Origin of the sequence: Pseudomonas fluorescens (assembly GCF_000968015.1) — a bacterium.
Taxonomy (GTDB): domain Bacteria; phylum Pseudomonadota; class Gammaproteobacteria; order Pseudomonadales; family Pseudomonadaceae; genus Aquipseudomonas; species Aquipseudomonas fluorescens_W.
In genome coordinates this window covers 13,590-35,727 of record NZ_LACH01000033.1, presented here as the reverse complement: position 1 = coordinate 35,727, position 22,138 = coordinate 13,590, and the positions used below count along the sequence as shown (strand labels likewise).

19 protein-coding genes are annotated in these 22,138 nt (G+C 58.6%); 16 read left to right on the top strand and 3 right to left on the bottom strand.

The genetic code is table 11. From position 1 onward, the window contains the following. The first annotated feature begins 33 nt into the window (after positions 1–33). The 8 genes from VD17_RS15505 to VD17_RS15470 all read left to right on the top strand — a co-directional run bounded on the left by VD17_RS15505 (position 34) and on the right by VD17_RS15470 (position 9,449). Complete coding sequence (locus tag VD17_RS15505; RefSeq protein ID WP_046054566.1) at positions 34–2,736, top strand: [protein-PII] uridylyltransferase; 2,703 nt, start codon at positions 34–36, stop codon at positions 2,734–2,736. A 144-nt stretch (positions 2,737–2,880) separates the two neighbouring features. Continuing rightward, positions 2,881–4,080 (top strand): succinyldiaminopimelate transaminase, encoded by a 1,200-nt coding sequence (gene dapC / locus VD17_RS15500; protein ID WP_046054565.1) that lies wholly within the window; start codon positions 2,881–2,883, stop codon positions 4,078–4,080. Between the two features lie 167 nt (positions 4,081–4,247). Continuing rightward, positions 4,248–4,979 (top strand): M12 family metallopeptidase, encoded by a 732-nt coding sequence (locus tag VD17_RS15495; protein ID WP_046054564.1) that lies wholly within the window; start codon positions 4,248–4,250, stop codon positions 4,977–4,979. Positions 4,980–5,085: 106 nt separating this feature from the next. Continuing rightward, positions 5,086–5,832 (top strand): M12 family metallopeptidase, encoded by a 747-nt coding sequence (locus tag VD17_RS15490; protein WP_046054620.1) that lies wholly within the window; start codon positions 5,086–5,088, stop codon positions 5,830–5,832. 452 nt (positions 5,833–6,284) lie between these two features. Further along, positions 6,285–6,647, top strand: a complete 363-nt coding sequence (locus VD17_RS15485) for an ArsC family reductase (protein ID WP_033056306.1) — start codon at positions 6,285–6,287, stop codon at positions 6,645–6,647. Positions 6,648–6,680: 33 nt separating this feature from the next. Then, the gene (gene dapD / locus VD17_RS15480; protein ID WP_046054563.1) at positions 6,681–7,715 is read left to right on the top strand and encodes a 2,3,4,5-tetrahydropyridine-2,6-dicarboxylate N-succinyltransferase; all 1,035 of its coding nucleotides are present in this window, start codon (positions 6,681–6,683) and stop codon (positions 7,713–7,715) included. 127 nt (positions 7,716–7,842) lie between these two features. Beyond that, the gene (locus VD17_RS15475) at positions 7,843–9,048 is read left to right on the top strand and encodes an aminotransferase class V-fold PLP-dependent enzyme (protein WP_046054562.1); all 1,206 of its coding nucleotides are present in this window, start codon (positions 7,843–7,845) and stop codon (positions 9,046–9,048) included. Next, positions 9,045–9,449, top strand: coding sequence for a SufE family protein (locus tag VD17_RS15470; protein ID WP_046054561.1), 405 nt, complete (start codon positions 9,045–9,047; stop codon positions 9,447–9,449). Before VD17_RS15475 ends, VD17_RS15470 begins: the two co-directional genes overlap by 4 nt. Before the next feature lie 118 nt (positions 9,450–9,567). On the opposite strand, the gene tcdA is transcribed toward VD17_RS15470, so the two are convergent. Then, positions 9,568–10,386, bottom strand: coding sequence for a tRNA cyclic N6-threonylcarbamoyladenosine(37) synthase TcdA (gene tcdA / locus VD17_RS15465; protein WP_046054560.1), 819 nt, complete (start codon positions 10,384–10,386; stop codon positions 9,568–9,570). Positions 10,387–10,657: 271 nt separating this feature from the next. On the opposite strand from tcdA, the gene VD17_RS15460 reads away from it, so the two are divergent. From VD17_RS15460 to VD17_RS15445, 4 genes are all read left to right on the top strand, one after another. Continuing rightward, entirely contained in the window at positions 10,658–13,249 is a 2,592-nt protein-coding gene (locus VD17_RS15460; RefSeq protein ID WP_033056313.1) for a glycosyltransferase, read from the top strand. A gap of 247 nt (positions 13,250–13,496) precedes the next feature. Continuing rightward, the gene (dapE, locus tag VD17_RS15455; RefSeq protein ID WP_008146697.1) at positions 13,497–14,648 is read left to right on the top strand and encodes a succinyl-diaminopimelate desuccinylase; all 1,152 of its coding nucleotides are present in this window, start codon (positions 13,497–13,499) and stop codon (positions 14,646–14,648) included. Further along, complete coding sequence (locus VD17_RS15450; RefSeq protein ID WP_046054559.1) at positions 14,648–15,457, top strand: putative RNA methyltransferase; 810 nt, start codon at positions 14,648–14,650, stop codon at positions 15,455–15,457. The genes dapE and VD17_RS15450 overlap by 1 nt, the downstream gene beginning before the upstream one ends. Positions 15,458–15,540: 83 nt before the next feature. Next, on the top strand, positions 15,541–15,918 hold the full coding sequence (locus VD17_RS15445) for a hypothetical protein (RefSeq protein WP_046054558.1): 378 nt from the start codon (positions 15,541–15,543) through the stop codon (positions 15,916–15,918). A gap of 136 nt (positions 15,919–16,054) precedes the next feature. On the opposite strand, the gene VD17_RS15440 is transcribed toward VD17_RS15445, so the two are convergent. Continuing rightward, positions 16,055–16,264, bottom strand: a complete 210-nt coding sequence (locus tag VD17_RS15440; RefSeq protein WP_008146705.1) for a cold-shock protein — start codon at positions 16,262–16,264, stop codon at positions 16,055–16,057. A gap of 164 nt (positions 16,265–16,428) precedes the next feature. Between VD17_RS15440 and plsB the strand changes: the two genes are divergently transcribed. From plsB to VD17_RS15420, 4 genes are all read left to right on the top strand, one after another. After that, entirely contained in the window at positions 16,429–18,912 is a 2,484-nt protein-coding gene (gene plsB / locus VD17_RS15435; protein ID WP_046054557.1) for a glycerol-3-phosphate 1-O-acyltransferase PlsB, read from the top strand. A 111-nt stretch (positions 18,913–19,023) separates the two neighbouring features. Beyond that, positions 19,024–19,626 carry a hypothetical protein gene (locus VD17_RS32205; RefSeq protein WP_185753158.1) on the top strand — a complete coding sequence of 201 codons (603 nt, stop codon included), beginning with the start codon at positions 19,024–19,026 and terminating at the stop codon, positions 19,624–19,626. 105 nt (positions 19,627–19,731) lie between these two features. Beyond that, positions 19,732–20,130 carry a YbaY family lipoprotein gene (locus VD17_RS15425; RefSeq protein ID WP_046054555.1) on the top strand — a complete coding sequence of 133 codons (399 nt, stop codon included), beginning with the start codon at positions 19,732–19,734 and terminating at the stop codon, positions 20,128–20,130. A gap of 29 nt (positions 20,131–20,159) precedes the next feature. Next, positions 20,160–20,849 carry a DUF4197 domain-containing protein gene (locus VD17_RS15420; protein WP_046046320.1) on the top strand — a complete coding sequence of 230 codons (690 nt, stop codon included), beginning with the start codon at positions 20,160–20,162 and terminating at the stop codon, positions 20,847–20,849. 71 nt (positions 20,850–20,920) lie between these two features. Here the strand turns inward: VD17_RS15420 and VD17_RS15415 are convergent, their stop codons facing one another. Beyond that, a complete protein-coding gene (locus tag VD17_RS15415; protein WP_046054554.1) occupies positions 20,921–22,054 on the bottom strand; it encodes a Fic family protein in 1,134 nt (377 codons plus the stop codon). Positions 22,055–22,138 lie beyond the last annotated feature (84 nt).

The following is a 22,138-nucleotide window of genomic DNA, read 5'->3' as shown; positions in this document are numbered from 1 at the left end:
GCTCCTCAGCCTTATAGACAGGAAAGCCAATCGATGCCGCAGGTGGATCCCGAACTCTTCGACCGTGGCCAGTTCCAGGCTGAACTGGCCCTGAAGGCAAGCCCTATCGCGGCCTTCAAGAAGGCGATTCGCCAGGCCCGCGAGGTGCTCGACGAGCGCTTTCGCAGCGGCCGCGACATTCGCCGGTTGATCGAGGATCGCGCCTGGTTCGTCGATAACATCCTGCAAAAGGCCTGGGAGCAGTTCAGCTTGAGTTCCGAAGCCGACATCGCGCTGGTCGCGGTCGGCGGCTACGGTCGCGGTGAGTTGCACCCTTATTCCGACATCGATTTGTTGATCCTGCTGGACAGCGCCGATCACGAAGTTTTCCGCGACTCCATCGAGCGTTTTCTGACGCTGCTGTGGGACATCGGCCTGGAAGTCGGCCAGAGCGTGCGTTCGGTGGACGAATGCGCCGTTGAGGCCCGCGCCGACTTGACGGTCGTCACCAACCTGATGGAAAGCCGTACCATCTGCGGCCCCGAGCGCTTGCGCCAGCGCATGCTGGACGTCACCAGCACCGCGCACATGTGGCCGAGCAAGGACTTCTTCCTGGCCAAACGCGCCGAGCAGAAGGCCCGTCACCACAAGTACAACGACACCGAATACAACCTGGAACCCAACGTCAAAGGCTCGCCCGGCGGCCTACGGGATATTCAGACGATTCTGTGGGTGGCCCGCCGTGAATACGGCACCCTGAACCTGCGGGCCCTGGCCGGCGAAGGTTTCCTGGTCGAGAGCGAAAACGCCCTGCTGGCCTCCTCCCAGGAATTCCTGTGGAAGGTTCGTTACGCCCTGCACATGCTCGCCGGCCGTTCCGAAGACCGCTTGCTGTTTGATCACCAGCGCACCATCGCCGGGCTGCTGGGCTTCAAAGGCGATGACGCCAAGCAAGCCATCGAAAACTTCATGCAACAGTATTACCGCGTGGTCATGAGCATTGCCCAGCTCAGCGACCTGATCATCCAGCACTTTGAGGAAGTCATCCTCGCGCCGGAAGACCAAGCGACGCCGCAGCCGATCAACTCGCGATTCCAGTTGCACGACGGCTACATCGAAGCGCGCAACGACAACGTGTTCCGCCGCACACCGTTCGCCATGCTCGAGATCTTCGTGCTGATGGCGCAGCAGCCGGAAATCAAGGGCGTGCGCGCCGACACCATTCGCCTGCTGCGCGAGCACCGTCACTTGATCGACGACGATTTCCGCAACGACATTCGCAACACCAGCCTGTTCATCGAACTGTTCAAGTGCAAGATCGGCATCCACCGCAACCTGCGACGAATGAACCGTTACGGCATCCTCGGGCGCTACTTGCCGGAGTTCGGCTTCATCGTCGGGCAGATGCAGCACGATCTGTTTCACATCTATACGGTCGATGCTCACACCCTGAACCTGATCAAACATCTGCGTAAGTTGCAGTACACCCAGGTGTCGGAAAAATTCCCGCTGGCCAGCAAGCTCATGGGCAAATTGCCTAAACCCGAGCTGATCTACCTGGCCGGCCTGTACCACGACATCGGCAAGGGCCGGCATGGCGATCACTCGGAAATCGGCGCCGTGGATGCCGAAGCCTTTTGCCAGCGCCATCAGTTGCCGGTGTGGGACAGCCGCCTGATCGTCTGGCTGGTGCAGAACCATTTGGTGATGTCGACCACGGCCCAGCGCAAGGACTTGTCCGACCCGCAAGTCATCCACGATTTCGCGCAGATCGTCGGCGACGAAACCCACCTCGATTATCTGTACGTGTTGACCGTCGCCGACATCAACGCCACCAACCCGACGCTGTGGAATTCCTGGCGCGCCAGCCTGTTGCGCCAGCTCTACACCGAGACCAAGCGAGCCTTGCGCCGCGGCCTGGAAAACCCGGTGGACCGCGAAGAGCAGATCCGCCAGACCCAAAGCGCAGCGCTGGACATTCTGGTACGCGGCGGTACCGACCCGGACGACGTCGAGCAGCTGTGGTCGCAATTGGGCGATGACTATTTCCTGCGCCACACCGCCGGCGACGTGGCCTGGCACAGTGACGCGATCCTTCAGCAGCCGGCCGACGGCGGGCCGCTGGTGCTGATCAAGGAAACCACCCAGCGCGAGTTCGAAGGCGGCACGCAGATCTTTATCTATGCACCGGATCAACACGACTTCTTCGCCGTGACCGTGGCGGCAATGGACCAGCTCAACCTGAACATTCACGACGCCCGGGTCATCACCTCCAGCAGCCAGTTCACGCTCGACACCTACATCGTGCTCGATACCGACGGCGACTCGATCGGTGATAACCCGGCGCGGGTCAAACAGATTCGCGAAGGCCTGACCGAAGCCCTGCGCAACCCGGACGACTACCCGACCATCATTCAGCGTCGGGTACCGCGCCAGCTCAAGCATTTCGCGTTTGCGCCACAGGTGACGATCCACAACGACGCCCAGCGTCCGGTGACCGTACTGGAACTCAGCGCCCCCGACCGCCCAGGCCTGCTGGCACGCATCGGCACGATCTTCCTCGAATTTGATCTGTCGCTGCAAAACGCCAAGATCGCCACCTTGGGCGAGCGCGTGGAAGACGTGTTCTTCATCACCGATGCGAACAACCAGCCGTTGTCCGACCCATTGCTGTGCAGCCGCTTGCAGGATGCAATCGTGGAACAGCTGACCGTCACTAACGAACCCGATATCAAACTGTCGCGCATCAGCATCTGATTTGAATTAACAAAATTCCCCTGTGGAAATGGGCAACCCCAAGAATGTTCAGTTAAACGAAAATCATGTGGGAGCGAGCTTGCTCCCACAGTTTTTGTGTCTTGATTGAAATTTGAGCGCGCTCCCACATTGAACGAGGCCCCCATGAACAACGCTCTGAACCAGTTGCAGCCCTACCCGTTCGAGAAGCTCCGTGCCCTGCTCGGCAGCGTCACGCCAAACCCGGAAAAGCGTGCCATTGCGCTGTCCATCGGCGAGCCGAAACACCGTTCGCCAAGCTTTGTCGCCGAAGCCCTGGCAAGCAATCTGGATAAGATGGCCGTGTACCCGACCACCCTCGGCATTCCGGCCCTGCGTGAAGCCATCGCTGCGTGGTGCGAACGTCGTTTCAGCGTTCCGAACGGCTGGCTCGACCCGGCGCGCAATGTGCTGCCGGTCAACGGCACCCGCGAAGCGCTGTTCGCCTTCACCCAGACCGTGGTCAACCGTGGCGACGATGCACTGGTGGTCAGCCCGAATCCGTTCTATCAGATCTATGAAGGCGCGGCGTTCCTTGCCGGGGCCAAGCCGCATTACCTGCCATGCCTGGACGAAAACGGCTTCAACCCGGACTTCGACGCCGTTTCCCCAGACATCTGGAAACGCTGCCAGATCCTGTTCCTGTGCTCGCCGGGCAACCCGACCGGCGCACTGATCCCGGTCGAAACCCTGAAAAAGCTGATCGCCCTGGCCGACGAATACGACTTCGTGATCGCCGCCGACGAGTGCTACAGCGAACTGTACTTCGACGAGCAAACCCCGCCGGCCGGCCTGCTCAGCGCCTGCGTGGAACTGGGCCGCAAGGACTTCAAGCGTTGCGTGGTGTTCCACAGCCTGTCCAAGCGCTCCAACCTGCCGGGCCTGCGATCGGGGTTTGTGGCCGGTGATGCGGACATCCTCAAGGGCTTCCTGCTGTACCGCACCTACCACGGCTGCGCGATGCCGGTTCAGACCCAACTGGCCAGTGTTGCCGCGTGGAATGACGAAGTGCATGTACGCGCCAACCGTGCGCTGTATCGCGAGAAATACGATGCGGTGCTGGAAATCCTTGGCCCAGTGATGGACGTGCAGCGTCCGGATGGCGGTTTCTACCTGTGGCCAAACGTTGACGGCGATGATGAGGCGTTCTGCCGTGATCTGTTTGTGGAAGAACACGTGACCGTGGTGCCAGGTTCTTATCTGTCTCGTGAAGTTGATGGCTTCAATCCGGGCGCCGGACGCGTGCGCATGGCACTGGTCGCGCCGCTGGCCGAATGTGTAGAAGCGGCCAAGAGAGTTCGCGAGTTTATTATCCGCAACAAATAAGTACTCCTGCCCGCACTGTGCAACGCAGTGCGGGCATACTTATATAACCAGTTACATTTCGTCCACAATTAAAGCTCACGACACTGCAGAGTTCCCCTTACTCTCAAGCAGCACATAACTGTGCACACCAATAAACCTTTACATCCACTTCATGGAAGAAGTAACGAATGAACTGCATTGAAAACTGTTCTCTTATCCAATGGCCTGATGATCAGCAATCCTACGATGCTGCCGTCAACGAAAACCCCGCAAACGCAAACTCCTCCAGCCGTACTCGCCGCAAGCGCTCGCTGATCAATTACTCAAAACTGTGGGCGAACGGACGGACGCTCAAAGTCGCCTTTATCGACGGCCCCGATGATGAGCACAAACAGAAGATCATCGACGCCGCCAGCCAGTGGCTGCCCTATATCAATCTGAGCTTCGATTTTGTCGATGGACTTGAAGGTGATATCCGGATTGCAACAAAAAACAACGTTAACAGCTCAATGCTGGGTACCGATGCGCTGTTGATTCATCCGGACTGGCAGACCATGGATCTGGGAGTCAAACCTGAAGATGCAGACTTCGGCGTGATCGTGACTCATGAGTTTGGACATGCCTTAGGCGCCATGCATGAACACCAACACCCTGAGGCCAATATCCCCTGGGATAAACCGAAAGTGTATGCGTTCTACCAGAACCGAGAAATGAATCCACTGACCAAAGAACAAGTCGACAGGAACCTGTTTCAGCCCTTCGATACAATCGAAGCGATTTATACGCCGTACGACAGAAAGTCGATCATGCACCATCCAGTGGCAAACACACTGACAGTGGGTGATTGGGAAATTCCAATCAACCGCAAGATCAGCAGAAAAGACAAGCGTTTGATGAAACTGCTCTATCCCAAGCGCTAAAACTTTATTCTTTGTAATGATCGAGTACAGGGGCATCGTCTTTAAGCTAACGGACGAGCACTGCCGCTATCCAAACGACTACACGCACACTATAAGCACATCAATCATGAACATTAGTACGCCCTGTAAAATGATCCGCGCAATTGATGAACTCGCCTCTTACGACGCCGCTATCCTGGAAAACTCCGACAACGCCCAACGTTCTTCTACGGGCCGACGTTCCAAGCGTGCCATTGGCACCTGGAGCAAATTCTGGGGTAATGGCCGGACATTAAGAATCGCGTTCGTGGATACTCCAACTCAAATGAAAAGGCTTGCCATCGAAGCGTTGATCAAGCAATGGCAACCCTCTGTGAACTTGCAGTTCGAATTTATTGACCAAGGCGAAAGCGAGATCAGGATTTCAACATCCAGCGCGACAAACGACTCCGCATTAGGAACTGATGCGTTGTTATACGAACAACATGTACCGACGCTGAATTTGAATATTGAATTCGACCATCCAGAATTCAAAGCAACCGTACTGCATGAGTTCGGTCACGCGCTGGGTCTGCAGCACGAGCAGTTGCATCCAAAAGCGAACATTCCCTGGGACAAACCGAAGGTTTACGAATTTTATAAAAGCCACTATGGGTGGACCGAGAAAGACACGGACTTTAACGTCCTGACGCCCCTTGAAGGCAGCAACCATATATGGGGTAGCTACGACAAGGATTCGATCATGCACTATCCAATCCCGAACGAACTGACGACAGAGGATTGGGAAGTGGGCATCAACACCAAAATCAGCATGCTGGACAGGCGAGTCATGCGCAAAGCCTACCCAAAATTTCGACCGAACGAAGCTGACTGAGTCCAGCGTACGCAAAGACTGGGCATTTGTCTGGTGACGACGCCATTCACCATGTAGGCCTACTTAAGCGATCCCGGATTGGCCTCACTCAAATCCAGTTCACCCTGCGCTTCTCGCAATACGTCATCACCTATCGGGTGATGACGGCTGAGGCTATTCAACTCCAGGCGCTGCGCCCGCAACGCCCCAAATAAAGCGCGGTTGCCAAGACAATCGACAGCATTGAAGTGCCATATTAATCCCTTAGACTGCCGACTTACCGTAAATCCAATGTGGGAGCGAGCTTGGTCCGGGCGGCGTTCCGACGATAGCGCCAGATCAGTCAACATTGATGTCGACTGACACGCCCTCTTCGCGAGCAGGCTCGCTCCCACAGGTTTTGCGTTTTAACTGAAGGGTCATGGCATAATCCGTCACCTTCAGTTTCCAGCACCTGCAAAGGGGGCAATTCCTTGACCGTTTCAAGTAAAACGTTGCACCTTTTCGGCATCAAAGCCTGCGACACCATGAAAAAGGCGCGCACCTGGCTCGATGAACACGCTGTCAGCTATGACTTTCATGATTACAAGACGGTCGGCATTGACCGTGAACACCTGAACCAATGGTGCGACGAGCACGGCTGGCAAGTGGTGTTGAACCGTGCTGGCACGACCTTTCGCAAGCTCGACGACGAACGCAAAGCCGATCTCGACCAGCCGAAAGCTATCGAACTGATGCTCGCACAACCCTCGATGATCAAGCGCCCGGTGCTTGATCTCGGTGACCGAACCCTGATTGGCTTCAAGCCAGATATCTACGCGGCAGCGCTCAAGTAAGGCAGCCCGTTCCATTTTGTTAGAGGTATCCACATGTCCACTACCCTGTTCAGCCTGGCCTTTGGTGTCGGCACTCAAAACCGTCAAGGCGCTTGGCTGGAAGTGTTTTACGCGCAGCCACTGCTCACCCCTTCGGCCGAACTGGTCGCTGCCATCGCGCCAATTCTGGGCTACACCGAAGGCAATCAGGCCATCGCGTTCACTACCGCTCAGGCGTCGCAACTGGCTGAAGCCCTGAAAAGCGTCGACGCTGCCCAGGCTGCCTTGCTGACCCGTCTGGCCGAGAGCCACAAGCCGCTGGTCGCGACCATTCTGGCCGAAGACGCTCAGTTGACCTCCACCCCTGAGGCCTACCTCAAGCTGCACCTGCTGTCCCATCGTCTGGTCAAGCCGCACGGTCTGAACCTGGCGGGTGTGTTCCCGTTGTTGCCGAACGTGGCATGGACCAGCCAGGGTGCGATCGACCTCGCCGAACTGGCCGAGCATCAACTGGAAGCGCGTCTGCGTGGCGAGCTGCTGGAAGTGTTCTCGGTGGACAAATTCCCGAAAATGACCGACTACGTGGTTCCGGCCGGCGTGCGCATCGCTGACGCGGCACGTATTCGTCTGGGCGCTTACGTCGGCGAAGGCACCACCGTGATGCACGAAGGTTTCGTCAACTTCAACGCCGGCACCGAAGGCCCGGGCATGATCGAAGGCCGCGTTTCCGCTGGCGTATTCGTCGGCAAGGGTTCGGACCTGGGCGGCGGTTGCTCGACCATGGGCACCCTGTCGGGCGGCGGCAACATCGTGATCAAGGTCGGCGAAGGCTGCCTGATCGGCGCGAACGCCGGTATCGGTATTCCATTGGGCGATCGCAACACCGTTGAGTCGGGCCTGTACGTAACCGCGGGTACCAAAGTGGCGCTGCTGGACGAAAACAACAAACTGGTCAAAGTCGTGAAGGCGCGTGAACTGGCCGGTCAGCCTGACCTGCTGTTCCGCCGCAATTCGGAGACCGGTGCCGTGGAATGCAAAACCCACAAATCGGCAATCGAACTGAACGAAGCGCTGCACGCTCACAACTAAGTGCCACAGGCACCTGTGGGAGCGAGCTTGCTCGCGATGCTTTTGGCGGTTTTACGGACGCCATCGCGAGCAAGCTCGCTCCCACAAGGTCCGGTGTACACCCGCCCAAGTTCACAGGGCTGAACACATGATGATTCCTTCTCCCTGGCGCGCCGATTTTCCGGCCATCGCCGCATTGCAACGGCAAGACCAGACCTATCTGGACAACGCCGCCACCACGCAAAAACCTCAAGCCCTGCTGGATGCCCTGGCGCATTACTACGCCAACGGCGCGGCCAACGTGCATCGGGCGCAACACCTGCCCGGCGCCCACGCCACCCAGGCGTTCGAGGCCAGCCGCAGCAAAGTCGCCCACTGGCTCAATGCCGGCGATTGCGGGCAGATCATCTTTACCCATGGCGCAACGTCTGCGCTGAACCTCCTGGCGTATGGCCTGGAACATCTTTTCAATCCAGGCGATGAAATTGTCATCAGCGCCCTGGAGCATCACGCCAATCTGTTGCCGTGGCAGCAACTGGCCCACCGTCGCGACCTGAAGCTGGTGATCCTGCCACTGGACGCCGACGGTTTGATTGACCTTGATGCTGCCGCGCAGTTGATCGGTCCGCGAACCCGCTTGCTGGCGGTCAGTCAGTTGTCCAACGTACTCGGCGCCTGGCAGCCATTACCCGCCCTCTTGACGATGGCCAAGGCGCATGACGCGCTGACCGTGGTCGATGGCGCCCAAGGCGTGGTTCATGGTCGACATGACGTGCAAGCGCTGGGTTGCGACTTTTATGTGTTTTCCAGTCACAAGCTCTACGGCCCCGATGGTCTAGGCGTGCTGTTCGGTCGCAACGAAGCGCTTGAGCAACTGCGTCATTGGCAATTCGGCGGCGAAATGGTGCTGGATGCGGATTACCACAGCGCACGGTTCCGCCCTGCCCCATTGGGTTTCGAGGCGGGTACGCCACCGATTGCCGGTGTGATTGGTCTGGGGGCGACGCTGGATTATCTTGCGGGGCTAGATCAGGACGCGGTTTGCGCCCATGAAGCAGCGCTGCATGACTATTTGCTAAAAGGCCTTGAAGCGCGCAACGGCATTCGGTTGCTGGGCAAGCCGCAACTGGCGCTGGCCAGTTTTGTCGTCGAGGGTGTGCATAACTCTGATTTGGCGCATTTGCTGACGGAACAGGGGATCGCGGTGCGCGCCGGTCATCATTGCGCCATGCCGTTGCTCAAGCGTTTTGAACTGGCTGGGGCGATCCGGGTGTCGTTGGCGCTGTACAACGATTCCGAAGACCTGGAACGGTTCTTTGAAGCGCTGGATCAGGCGCTGGAGTTGTTGCGATGAACTTGCCTGCCGATGCGGCTACGGCGCTGGAGACTTTTCAGAAGGCTGCCGGCTGGGAACAACGGGCGCGGCTGTTGATGCAATGGGGCGACCGTCTGCCCGCGTTGAGTGATGTGGATAAGAGTGACACCAACCGCGTGCATGGCTGTGAAAGCCAGGTGTGGTTGGTCGGCACGTTGCAGGACGGGCACTGGCAATTCAGCGCCAGCAGCGATGCGCGGTTGATTCGTGGGTTGGTGGCGTTGCTGTTGGCGCGGGTTAACGGGTTGTCGGCGGTTGAGTTGCAGCAAGTGGATTTGCCGGAGTGGTTTAATCAGTTGGGCCTGGGTCGCCAGTTGTCCCAGTCCCGTAGCAATGGCTTGAATGCGGTGTTACAGCGGATGCGTGAGTTGGCCGGTTAATCGCCATCGCGAGCAAGCTCGCTCCCACATTTGATTTGAGGTGAACCTCGATTTTGCATCCGACGCAGATCCAATGTGGGAGCGAGCTTGCTCGCGATGAGGCCATCAGCCACACCCATCAAACCTCAGGTTTGACCCGATCCGAAGGGCGCCGTACCCCGGCAACAATCTTATCCACAGCCTTGGTCGCCGCGACCATGCCAAACGTCGCCGTCACCATCATCACCGCACCGAACCCTCCGGCGCAGTCGAGCTTCACACCATCGCCGACAAAACTCTTCTGCAAGCAAATGCTGCCATCCGGTTTCGGGTAGCGCAGTTGTTCAGTGGAAAACACGCACGGCACGCTGTAATGGCGGGTCACGGTGCGTGAGAAGTTGTAATCCCGGCGCAAGGTCGAGCGCACTTTCGAGGCCAACGGATCATTGAAGGTCCGGTTCAAATCGCAGACCTGAATCAACGTCGGATCAATCTGCCCGCCCGCACCGCCGGTGGTGATGATCTGAATCTTGCGACGCTTGCACCAGGCAATCAGCGCCGCCTTGGCATTCACGCTGTCGATGCAATCAATGACGCAGTCGATGTTCGGCGTGATGTACTCGGCCATGGTCTCGCGGGTGACGAAATCCGCCACTGCGTGCACGGTGCAGTCCGGGTTGATCCCGCGCAGGCGCTCGGCCATCACGTCAACCTTGGGTTTGCCGACGGTGCTGTCCAGCGCGTGCAACTGACGGTTGGCGTTGCTGACGCAGACGTCGTCCAGGTCAAACAGCGAAATCTCGCCAACGCCGCAACGGGCGACGGCTTCCGCCGCCCAGGAACCGACGCCACCGACGCCGACGATCGCCACGTGGGCCGCGCGCAAGCGCTCAAGCCCTTCGATGCCATACAAACGGGCGATGCCTGCAAACCGCGGATCTTCTGTACTCATGACCATTACCCCAAAAACCGGCGCGCATTATAGGGCCGTCAGCGGCCAAGAGCATCTTTGGGCTATGAACGGGCGTCTTGATCTCATTATTCAGCCTACACAGAACCAAGATTTAACCTACAAGGTCCAACGAAAGAACTTAAGCCGAGTTGGATTGCCCAACGTCCGGCATTTCCCTGTCCGCTGTACGGTCAGTGAACGCCCGGTGTAGGATGCGCGCCCCTTGGCGGTAGCCACCCGTTCCTTCGTTCCACAGCCTTTGGAACCCGAAATAGCTATGTCATCGCGTAAATTTGGACTCAACCTGGTCGTGGTGCTCGCCATCGCAGCCTTGTTTACCGGCTTCTGGGCGCTGATCAATCGCCCGGTCACCGCCCCCAACTGGCCTGAACAGATCTCCGGCTTTTCGTACTCGCCGTTCCAGCAAGGGCAGTACCCACAAAAAGAGCAATACCCGACCGACGATGAAATGCGTCGCGATCTGGAGATCATGAGCAAGCTGACGGACAACATCCGTACTTACTCGGTCGATGGCAGCCTGGGTGATATTCCCAAGCTCGCCGAAGAATTCGGTTTGCGCGTGACGCTGGGTATCTGGATCAGCCCGGACCAGGAGCGCAACGAGCGTGAAATCCTGCGCGCTATTGACCTGGCCAATACCTCCCGCAGCGTGGTTCGCGTGGTGGTCGGTAACGAGGCGATCTTCCGTAAGGAAATCACCGCCGCCGAACTGAGCGTGATCCTTGATCGTGTCCGCGCGGCAGTGAAAGTACCAGTGACGACCTCCGAGCAATGGCACGTCTGGGAAGAAAACCCGAGCCTGGCCAAGCACGTCGACCTGATCGCCGCCCACGTCCTGCCGTACTGGGAACATGTTCCGATGGAGCAGTCCGGGCAGTTCGTACTCGACCGGGCCCGTGATCTGAAAAAGATGTTCCCGAAAAAACCGCTGCTGCTGTCGGAGGTTGGCTGGCCGAGCAACGGCCGTATGCGCGGTGGCGCCGACGCGTCGCCGGCAGACCAGGCGATTTATCTGCGGACCTTGGTCAACAAGCTCAATCGCCAGGGCTTCAACTACTTCGTGATCGAAGCTTTTGACCAACCGTGGAAGGCCAGTGACGAAGGTTCCGTGGGCGCTTACTGGGGCGTGTTCAACGCCGCGCGCCAGCAGAAATTCAACTTTGAAGGCCCGGTCGTCGCGATCCCGCAATGGCGCGTGCTGGCCATCGGTTCGGTGGTGTTGGCTCTGCTGTCCCTGACTCTGTTGATGATCGACGGCTCGGCCTTGCGTCAACGTGGCCGAACCTTCCTGACCTTCATCGCGTTCCTCTGTGGTTCGGTGCTGGTGTGGATCGGTTACGACTACAGCCAGCAATACAGCACCTGGTTCAGCCTGACGGTGGGCTTCTTGCTCGCACTCGGCGCACTCGGGGTGTTTATCGTGCTGCTGACCGAGGCCCATGAACTGGCCGAAGCAGTCTGGACCCACAAGCGTCGGCGTGAATTCCTGCCGGTGGTGGGCGATTCGGACTACCGACCGAAAGTCTCGATTCACGTACCTTGCTACAACGAACCGCCGGAGATGGTCAAACAGACCCTCAACGCCCTGGCCAACCTCGACTATCCGGATTTCGAAGTCCTGATCATCGACAACAACACCAAGGACCCGGCGGTCTGGGAACCGGTGCGCGATTATTGCGAAACCCTCGGCCCGCGCTTCAAGTTCTTCCACGTTGCACCGTTGGCCGGTTTCAAGGGCGGCGCGTTGAATTACCTGATTCCGCACACCGCCAAGGATGCCGAAGTGATTGCGGTGATCGACTCAGACTACTGCGTCGACCCGAACTGGCTCAAACACATGGTGCCGCACTTCGCCGATCCGAAAATCGCTGTGGTGCAGTCGCCGCAGGATTATCGCGACCAGAACGAAAGCACCTTCAAGAAGCTCTGCTACGCGGAATACAAAGGTTTCTTCCACATCGGCATGGTTACCCGTAACGACCGTGACGCGATCATCCAGCACGGCACCATGACCATGACCCGGCGCTCGGTGCTCGAGGAACTGGGCTGGGCTGACTGGTGCATCTGTGAAGACGCCGAGCTGGGTCTGCGTGTGTTCGAAAAAGGCTTGTCAGCGGCGTATTACCACACCAGCTACGGCAAAGGCCTGATGCCCGATACCTTTATCGACTTCAAGAAACAGCGTTTCCGCTGGGCTTACGGTGCGATTCAGATCATCAAGCGCCACACCGCCAGTTTGCTGCGCGGCAAGGACACCGAGCTGACCCGGGGCCAGCGTTATCACTTCCTCGCGGGCTGGTTGCCGTGGGTGGCGGACGGCATGAACATCTTCTTCACCGTGGGCGCCCTGTTGTGGTCGTCGGCGATGATCATCGTGCCGCAGCGGGTCGATCCACCGTTGCTGATTTTCGCGATCCCGCCATTGGCACTGTTCGTGTTCAAGGTTGGCAAGATCATCTTCCTCTACCGCCGTGCGGTCGGGGTCAACCTGAAGGACGCGTTCTGCGCGGCACTGGCCGGGTTGGCGTTGTCGCACACCATCGCCAAAGCGGTGTTGTACGGCTTCTTCACCAGCAGCATTCCGTTCTTCCGCACCCCGAAAAACGCCGATAACCACGGCTTCTGGGTGGCGATTTCGGAAGCTCGCGAAGAAATGTTCATCATGCTGCTGTTGTGGAGCGCGGCGCTGGGGATTTTCCTGGTGAACGGCCTGCCAAGCAACGACATGCGCTTCTGGGTGACGATGTTGCTCGTGCAATCATTGCCGTACCTGGCAGCGCTGATCATGGCGTTCTTGTCTTCGCTGCCGAAACCGGCGGTCGAGGGCGAGACGGCACCGGCGGTCTAAATCGTTCCAGATGCACTAAACGGCGGCCAATGGCCGCCGTTTTGCTTTAAGATAACCGCCATTTTGCGGGGCTTGGCGGAGTACGGTTCATTGACCCGACCCAGTTCCTGTAGGAGTGAGACCGGCTTGCCGGCGATAGCGGTGTAACAATCAATGGTTACGTTGACTGACATACCGCCATCGCCGGCAAGCCGGTCTCACTCCTACAGTCAGTCCGCGCCCATATTTCATGTTTTCGGAGTTTTCCATGACGGCCCACGCCGACCTTTCGCCGACCCTTCAACTCGCCATCGACCTGATCCGCCGTCCGTCCGTGACGCCGGTCGACGCCGATTGCCAGAAGCAGATGATGCAGCGCCTGGGCGATGCCGGTTTTGCGCTTGAGCCAATGCGCATCGAAGATGTGGATAACTTCTGGGCCACCCACGGTAAACACGACGGTCCGGTACTGTGCTTCGCCGGTCACACCGACGTGGTGCCGACCGGCCCGGTGACTGCCTGGCAGATCGACCCGTTCAACGCAGTAATCGACGAACACGGCATGCTCTGCGGCCGTGGCGCGGCGGACATGAAAGGCAGCCTCGCTTCCATGACCGTGGCGGCCGAGCGTTTCGTCACCGACTACCCGGATCACAAGGGCAAGGTCGCTTTCCTGATCACCAGCGACGAAGAAGGCCCGGCGCACCACGGCACCAAAGCGGTGATCGAACGCCTTGCCGCCCGTAAGGAGCGTCTGGACTGGTGCATCGTCGGCGAACCGTCGAGCACCACCCTGGTGGGTGACGTGGTCAAGAACGGCCGTCGCGGCTCCCTCGGTGCCAAGCTGACTGTGCGCGGCGTGCAAGGTCACGTGGCCTATCCGCACCTGGCGAAAAACCCGATCCACCTCGCTGCCCCGGCGCTGGCCGAACTGGCCGCCGAGCACTGGGACCACGGCAACGATTTCTTCCCGCCGACCAGTTTCCAGATCTCCAACGTGAACTCCGGCACTGGCGCGACCAACGTGATCCCGGGTGATCTGGTGGCGGTGTTCAACTTCCGCTTCTCTACCGAATCGACCGTGGAAGGCCTGCAAAAGCGCGTCGCTGACATCCTCGACAAGCATGGCCTGGACTGGCACATCGACTGGGCGTTGTCCGGCCTGCCGTTCCTCACCGAACCGGGTGCGTTGCTGGATGCCGTTGCGTCGAGCATCAAGGACATCACCGGTCGTGAAACCAAAGCCTCCACCAGCGGTGGCACCTCCGACGGGCGCTTCATTGCGACCATGGGTACTCAGGTGGTTGAACTGGGCCCGGTCAACGCGACGATCCACCAGGTCAACGAGCGTGTGCTGGCTGCCGACCTCGACGTGCTGACTGAAATTTACTACCAGACCCTGATCAAGTTGCTCGCCTGATGCTCGCCTGCCCGATCTGCAGCGAACCGCTGAACGCGGTGGACAACGGCGTGGCCTGCCCCGCCGGGCATCGTTTCGACCGTGCGCGCCAGGGTTACCTGAACCTGTTGCCGGTGCAGCACAAGAACAGCCGCGACCCTGGGGATAACCTGGCGATGGTCGAAGCCCGACGCGACTTTTTGAACGCTGGTCATTACGCACCAGTGGCCAAGCGTCTGGCCGAACTGGCGGCGCAATACGCGCCGCAGCGCTGGCTGGACATCGGTTGTGGCGAGGGTTACTACACCGCGCAAATCGCCGAGGCCTTGCCGAACGCCGACGGTTACGCGCTGGACATCTCCCGGGAAGCCGTCAAACGCGCCTGCAAACGCAACCCGCAGCTGACCTGGTTGATCGCCAGCATGGCGCGGGTGCCGCTGGCCTCCGGCAGCTGCCAGTTTCTCGCCAGCGTCTTCAGCCCGCTGGACTGGGAGGAAGCCAAGCGCCTGCTCAGCCCCGGTGGTGGCTTGATGAAAGTCGGACCCACCAGCGGCCATCTGATGGAATTGCGCGAGCGGCTTTACGATGAAGTGCGTGAGTACACCGACGACAAGCATCTGGCTTTGGTGCCGGACGGCATGGCGCTGCAACACAGCGAAACCCTGGAGTTCAAACTGACGCTGGAAAGTGGTCAGGACCGGGCGAACCTGTTGGCCATGACACCCCACGGCTGGCGCGCCAGTGCTGAACGCCGGGCGGCGGTCATCGAACAGGTGGAGCCGTTCGAGGTCACTGTTTCAATGCGCTACGATTACTTCGTACTTCAATAATTTTTAATTTTTTGGTCTTCGGCATTTGCCGTAGGCCGGCTAAATCCGCGAATGGATTTTTCAGACCCGCAGTGAGGACATCCATGCGCCAACCCGATATCGAGATTTATCTGAAAGACGCCGACGTCGACTACAAGGCCGTCGCGGCCTGGCTCGGCACTGCTTTGGGCCCATGCACCGACTGGGTCCAGAAAGGCCAGACCTACAAGTGCAAGGCCGGCAACGTGTCGGTCACCTGGCTGCCGAAAGCCGTGGGCAAATGGAACAGCCTGTTCCTGGACAGCGACCAGACCCCGTGGGAAGACGACATCGCCTGCGCCCGTGCAGCGTTTGCCGCGCTGAACGTCGAAGTGCGTTGCGCACCGGGTAGCTGGGTCGAGGAAGAAGGTGAAGAGACCGCGGATCGCTGGATGCGCATAAGCGCGGATGGCGAAGAAGAGATCATCTGGAAAACTGCCTAAAAGCTGCACACAAAACCTGTGGGAGCGAGCTTGCTCGCGATGAGTCCGTCACATTCAACAACTATGTTGACTGTTACTAAGCCATCGCGAGCAAGCTCGCTCCCACAGTGGTTTTGGGTGATCGGTAAGATGCGGTTTACAGACCTACAACATCCTCAGCCTGCAAGCCCTTCTCGCCAGTCACCACGCCGTATTCCACCTGCTGACCTTCCGCCAGGGAGCGATGCCCTTCGCCGCGAATCGCGCGGTAATGCACGAACACGTCCACCCCGTCCTCGCGCTGAATGAATCCGTAACCCTTGGCATCGTTGAACCACTTCACATTGCCGGTTTCGCGCGTAGCCATGTCAGTACCCCCTTGTTTTTATTTTGAACGGCCGAGTATATGACAGCCGCCAAAACTCTCAACTCAACTTTACTTAGGCGCTTTTTTGCCGATTTTCGGCGAATACGGCACACTATCGACCGCCCGAGCAAACGCTCGGTTTTTTTCACTCATGCAGATGCCGTATGACCCGTTCCCCGCTCCGCCGTCTTGTGTTTGGCACCCTGCGCCGACTGTTGTATCTCTGGGTTCGCTCGGAGACGATCAATCAGTCGTCGTTCACCCTCAACCTCGACCGCAGCCGCCCGGTGCTCTACGTCCTGCAAAACCCTTCGCTGACCGACCTCGCCGTGGTCGATACCGAGTGCAGCAAGGCGGGTTTGCCCCGCCCGGTGTTGCCGGTATCGGTAGGGACGCTGATGGAGCCCGCCGCATTCTTTTACCTCACGCCGGAGCCTGATTGGCTGGGTCGTCAGGATAAGCGCGGTGCACCGCCGACCTTGACCCGCCTGGTCAGCGCCCTGAGCCAGAACGCCGCCGAAGATGCGCAGATCATTCCGGTCAGCGTGTTCTGGGGTCAGTCGCCAGACAGCGAATCGAGCCCGTGGAAACTGCTCTTCGCCGACAGCTGGGCGGTCACCGGGCGCCTGCGCCGGTTGTTGAGCATCATCGTGCTGGGGCGCAAAACCCGAGTGCAGTTCTCCGCGCCGATCCATTTGCGTGAACTGATCGACCACAACAAGGGCCACGAGCGCACCGTGCGCATGGCCCAGCGAATTCTGCGGGTGCACTTCCGCAATCTGAAAGCGGCGGTGATCGGTCCGGACATTTCCCACCGCCGCAACCTGGTCAAAGGCCTGCTCAATCAGCCGCTGGTCAAGCAAGCGATCCTCGACGAAGCCGAGCGCGAGAACATCTCCCCGGACAAAGCCAAGGCCCAGGCCCTGCGCTATGGCAACGAGATCGCCTCGGACTACACCTACACAGCGATCCGCTTCATGGAAGTGGTGCTGAGCTGGTTCTGGAACAAGATCTACGACGGCATCAAGGTCAACAACATCGAAGGCGTGCAAAACGTCGCCCCGGGTTACGAAGTGATCTACGTACCCTGCCACCGCAGCCACATCGACTACCTGCTACTGTCCTATCTGCTGTTCCGCAATGGCCTGACCCCGCCGCACATCGCCGCCGGGATCAACCTCAACATGCCGGGGATCGGCGGTCTGCTGCGACGCGGCGGTGCGTTCTTCATGCGCCGCACCTTCAAGGGCAACCCGCTCTACACCTCGGTATTCAACGAATACCTGCACACCCTGTTTACCAAAGGCTTCCCGGTGGAGTACTTCGTCGAGGGTGGCCGTTCGCGCACCGGGCGCATGCTGCAGCCGAAAACCGGGATGCTGGCGATTACCTTGCGCAGCTTCCTGCGTTCGTCGCGGATGCCGATCGTCTTCATCCCGGTCTACATCGGCTATGAGCGTGTGCTGGAAGGCCGGACCTACCTCGGCGAACTGCGTGGCGCGACCAAGAAGAAGGAATCGATCTTCGACATCTTCAAAGTCATCGGCGCGCTCAAGCAACGCTTCGGCCAGGTGGCGGTGAACTTCGGCGAGCCGATCAAACTGGCAGAATTTCTCGACAGCGAACAGCCGGACTGGCGTAAACAGGAGCTCGGTCCGCAGTTCAAACCGGCCTGGCTGAATGAAACCACCAACCGCCTCGGCGAGAAAGTCGCGCAGCATTTGAACGAAGCGGCAGCGATCAACCCGGTCAACCTGGTGGCCCTGGCGCTGCTGTCCACCAGCCGTCTCGCGCTGGATGATCGCGCTATGGCACGCGTGCTCGATCTGTACCTGGCGCTGTTGCGCAAGGTCCCGTATTCGCCGCACACCACGCTGCCGGAAGGTGACGGCCGCGCGTTGATCGAGCATGTGAAGGACATGGATCTGCTGTCCGAGCAGAGCGATGCCTTGGGCAAGATTTTGTATCTGGACGAGCAAAATGCCGTCCTGATGACCTACTACCGCAACAACGTTTTGCACATCTTCGCCTTGCCGGCGTTGCTGGCGAGCTTCTTCCAGAGCGCGTCGCGCATGAGCCGCGAACAGATCCTGCGCTACACCCGCGCGCTGTATCCGTACCTGCAATCGGAGTTGTTCATTCGCTGGTCGCTGGACGAGCTGGATGCGGTGATCGACCAATGGCTCGAAGCCTTCGTCGAGCAAGGTCTGCTGCGTTTTGAGAATGATGTCTACCTGCGGCCGGCGCCGAGCTCGCGGCATTTCGTGCTGCTGACCCTGCTGTCGAAAAGCATCGCCCAGACCTTGCAGCGCTTCTACATGACGGTTTCGCTGCTGCTCAACAGCGGTCAGAACAGCATCAGCGCCGAAGAACTGGAAGACCTGTGCACGGTCATGGCCCAACGCCTGTCGATCCTCCATGGCCTCAACGCCCCGGAGTTCTTCGACAAGAGCCTGTTCCGCCACTTCATCCAGACAATGCTCGACCTCGACGTGCTCAAACGCGACGAGGCCGGCAAGCTGAGCTATCACGAACTGCTGGGCGAACTGGCCGAAGGCGCGGCCAAGCGAGTGTTGCCGGCGGAGATTCGCTTGTCGATCCGTCAGGTCGCGTTGCATCGCAGTGAAGATGCGGCAGATCAGGCTTAGTTGAGGTTGCTTGTAACTTTCTGACAATGATTACAAGAACAAGGATGTTCTTATAATCGCCAACTTATGAACTAATAGAGCCCCCAATTTAATCCCGATATGGATATCGCGATGAACCCATTAGAAAATAACAACCCCTACATAACCCTCACCTTTAGTTTGCCTGAAGACTTTTTACCGCCCAGCAGTGGCGAAGGCGAAACGTATATAAGCGTTCACACCGCAAACTCTTTCACCCCCATCAAAGTAGCGCAATCCCGTGAACCCGTACTGCGCAGTGGCCGCTGGAACTTTTCATTTGCACACCACTATTCCGATGTCAGCGTTAAATACCTTGTCGCTGTCAGCATGACCCACAACGGCGTTCCACTGCTGATTGACCTGGACTACTTCGTGATTGTCCATCGTGCGCCGCATCGACAAACCCTGCATCTCAGCCCTGTTGGCCGCCTCTACCTCCAGGCGCAAGCGCCTCAAGCGGTTCAACCTGAACACGCAGTCACTGTTGTCGCCCACGAGTACGACGACACGACTGCGCAACTGACGCCAATACATATCAGCGAAAAAATGGCCGAGGCGTTCTATCTGGAGTACGACCCGGAGACTGTCGTACCTGGAAAACGCTATACGCTGACAGCCACTGAAAATGAATACCACAATTCAATTGCGGTATATCCCGGGTCCGTTGTATTGAAACCCTTTAGTAGAGTTTGAAAAAAGCGCATACCAAAAGATCCATGGGGCGAAATCACCGGAAAAATCCGTTAAATTGTCGTCGGCGCTCATCTACTTCGGGCGCCAACGACAGGGATTCAACTCATGAAAAAACTCTCGCTTCTGGGGCTCACTGCCTTGCTCGGGGCCTGCCAGACCCTACAACCTGCCGCCAAAACCAGCCTCGAAGGCGAAGTCTTCTACCTGCAACGCATCGCCCTGCCGCCGAGCGCCACGTTAAGCGTCAGCTTGCAGGACGTTTCCCTGGCCGACGCGCCCGCCGTGGTCCTCGACGAACACAAAGGCCCGGTCAAAGGCCAGGTGCCGCTGCCGTTTCATCTGAGTTACGATCCAGCGCAGGTCAAACCGGGCCATCGTTATTCGGTCAGCGCACGGATCGAAGTAAATGGCGAACTGATGTTCATCACCACCGAACATCACGCCGTGCAGCTGGATGGCAGCGACCCGCAGCCTCTGAAAATCCGCGTCGACGCCGCTCGCTAACTCTCATTTTTTGAACAAAGGAAGCTGCCATGTTCCGCCCTACCCTTCGCTTCGCCGGCCTGTGCGCAGGCTTGATGATCTCCGCCAGCGCCCTGGCGCTGTCGCTCAACGACCTGTCGCAAAACGACGCCACCGGCGGCCTCAAGGATGCCCTGACTCAAGGCGCGCAACTGGCCGTGAAACAACTCGGCACGCCGGGTGGGTTCAGCAACAACCCGGACGTGAAAATCGAACTGCCGGGCAAACTGGGCAAAGTCGCCAGCAAGATGAAACAGTTCGGCATGGGCGACCAGGTCGATCAGCTGGAAACCAGCATGAACAAAGCGGCTGAAACCGCCGTGACGCAAGCCCAGCCGATCCTGGTTGACGCGGTGAAGAAGATGAGCGTGGAGGATGCCAAAGGCATTCTCAGCGGCGGCAAGGACTCGGCCACTCAGTACCTGAGCAAAACCAGCCGCGAACAGATCCGCGTCAAGTTCCTGCCAATCGTCAAGCAGGCCACCGACCAGGTGGGCCTGGCCAAGCAGTACAACTCGTTCGCAGGGCAAGCCGCGACGATGGGTGTGGTGGATGCGAAGAGCGCCAACATCGAAAGCTACGTGACCGAGCAGGCGTTGAACGGTCTGTTCGAGATGATTGGTAAACAGGAAGAAGCCATTCGCCAGAATCCTGCGGCGGCAGCGACCAGTTTGGCGAAGAAGGTGTTTGGTACCCTCTAATACTCTCTCCTGCCGATCAGTTAAGGCGCAGAACCTGTGGGAGCGGTGCTCAAATCCTTAACTGATCGGCATTACCCAATCGCGCCCCATCTTTCGCTTCTCAAACACTCGGCATACGCCAGACTTTTCCGATAGGCCTCGGTGAAACCGCTGACAGCCCGCAGGATGACCGAACACTGGAAATCGATGAAATAAGTCTGGTCGAGGTCATCAGCCTCAGTGTTCAGATAGGACCGCCCGTATTTCACCGGCGCACTGCGCAGCAAAATGCTGATCGCAATGTAGCGAAAGGCAGAGAAGTCATTCTTGAACATGAACCAATAAAACAGTGCCCGCGCGACCCGGCCGTTGCCATCGCGGAACGGATGCTCATAGCCCAGAGCAAAATGCAGAGCGATGCCTTTGATCAGTGGATGAAGGTAATCCGCTTGATCGGGATCGTGATGGGACTGGTTGATCCACGTCGACAGCACCCGCAATCGTGACACCAGCCCAGCGGCGGGCGGCGGTGTATGCACGGTGTTGCCCTCGCCGTCCTGCACCACCACATCATCGTTGCCCCTGAACGCCCCCGGCGAATACTGCGCGTCATCAATGCCCTCGACACCCACCCGGTGCATGGCTGAAATCAGTTCGACACTTAGGGGGTCATAGCGCTTTTCCCAGGCGAAATTCATCATCTTGTAGTTGCCGATCACCATTCGCTCATCCGGCGTGCGTGGCAGGCGATTGCGCTTGAGCATGTCCTTGGCCACCCGCGTGGTGGTCGCCGCGCCTTCGAGCTGGCTGCTGCTGATGGCTTCGTCTTCGATCAAGTCGTTGAGCAGATAGCTGAAGTGCGCATGCTCACCAATCTGACGGGTCATGTACTCCAGCGCGGCCGTTGTGGCTTGTCGATCGACGGCAGAAATAGCTTTCTGCGCCAGCGGCGTAAGCACGAAGTTGCCCCATTGAAGCGGCTCGCCCAGTGGCAAAAGACTTGAGTACTGCGCAGTCCGGGCTTTCTTCACCAGCGCCCAGCACAGATTCGAATCCAGCCCCGGCGCCCAGCGGTAGCGCAACTCATCGAAAGGCAGATAACGCCCCTGATCGTCCATCGGCTTGAGCAAGGCGAGGTAATCCGAGAGGCGTTCCTTGTGGGGCGACTTCCCCAACAGGTCGAATACCGGGTCGGTCCGCCCCCTCAAAATCGGCGGCTTTTTCATTATTGCTGTCTCAAAAACTCGTAAAACTGAGTCTTGAGTACAGCATTCAGATCCCTATGACTCAATATCAGAGGGATCTGAAAT

Bases quoted from the DNA above. Each gene is read 5' to 3' on its own strand.
- VD17_RS15415 (WP_046054554.1), bottom strand. From the start codon at position 22,054: ATGAAAAAGCCGCCGATTTTGAGGGGGCGGACCGACCCGGTATTCGAC.
- VD17_RS15450 (WP_046054559.1), top strand. From the start codon at position 14,648: ATGCTCGCCTGCCCGATCTGCAGCGAACCGCTGAACGCGGTGGACAAC.
- VD17_RS15470 (WP_046054561.1), top strand. From the start codon at position 9,045: ATGAACTTGCCTGCCGATGCGGCTACGGCGCTGGAGACTTTTCAGAAG.
- VD17_RS15440 (WP_008146705.1), bottom strand. From the start codon at position 16,264: ATGGCTACGCGCGAAACCGGCAATGTGAAGTGGTTCAACGATGCCAAG.
- VD17_RS15420 (WP_046046320.1), top strand. From the start codon at position 20,160: ATGTTCCGCCCTACCCTTCGCTTCGCCGGCCTGTGCGCAGGCTTGATG.
- dapE (WP_008146697.1), top strand. From the start codon at position 13,497: ATGACGGCCCACGCCGACCTTTCGCCGACCCTTCAACTCGCCATCGAC.
- dapC (WP_046054565.1), top strand. From the start codon at position 2,881: ATGAACAACGCTCTGAACCAGTTGCAGCCCTACCCGTTCGAGAAGCTC.
- dapD (WP_046054563.1), top strand. From the start codon at position 6,681: ATGTCCACTACCCTGTTCAGCCTGGCCTTTGGTGTCGGCACTCAAAAC.
- VD17_RS15475 (WP_046054562.1), top strand. From the start codon at position 7,843: ATGATGATTCCTTCTCCCTGGCGCGCCGATTTTCCGGCCATCGCCGCA.
- VD17_RS15490 (WP_046054620.1), top strand. From the start codon at position 5,086: ATGAACATTAGTACGCCCTGTAAAATGATCCGCGCAATTGATGAACTC.
- VD17_RS15495 (WP_046054564.1), top strand. From the start codon at position 4,248: ATGAACTGCATTGAAAACTGTTCTCTTATCCAATGGCCTGATGATCAG.
- plsB (WP_046054557.1), top strand. From the start codon at position 16,429: ATGACCCGTTCCCCGCTCCGCCGTCTTGTGTTTGGCACCCTGCGCCGA.
- tcdA (WP_046054560.1), bottom strand. From the start codon at position 10,386: ATGGTCATGAGTACAGAAGATCCGCGGTTTGCAGGCATCGCCCGTTTG.
- VD17_RS15425 (WP_046054555.1), top strand. From the start codon at position 19,732: ATGAAAAAACTCTCGCTTCTGGGGCTCACTGCCTTGCTCGGGGCCTGC.
- VD17_RS15445 (WP_046054558.1), top strand. From the start codon at position 15,541: ATGCGCCAACCCGATATCGAGATTTATCTGAAAGACGCCGACGTCGAC.
- VD17_RS32205 (WP_185753158.1), top strand. From the start codon at position 19,024: ATGAACCCATTAGAAAATAACAACCCCTACATAACCCTCACCTTTAGT.
- VD17_RS15460 (WP_033056313.1), top strand. From the start codon at position 10,658: ATGTCATCGCGTAAATTTGGACTCAACCTGGTCGTGGTGCTCGCCATC.
- VD17_RS15505 (WP_046054566.1), top strand. From the start codon at position 34: ATGCCGCAGGTGGATCCCGAACTCTTCGACCGTGGCCAGTTCCAGGCT.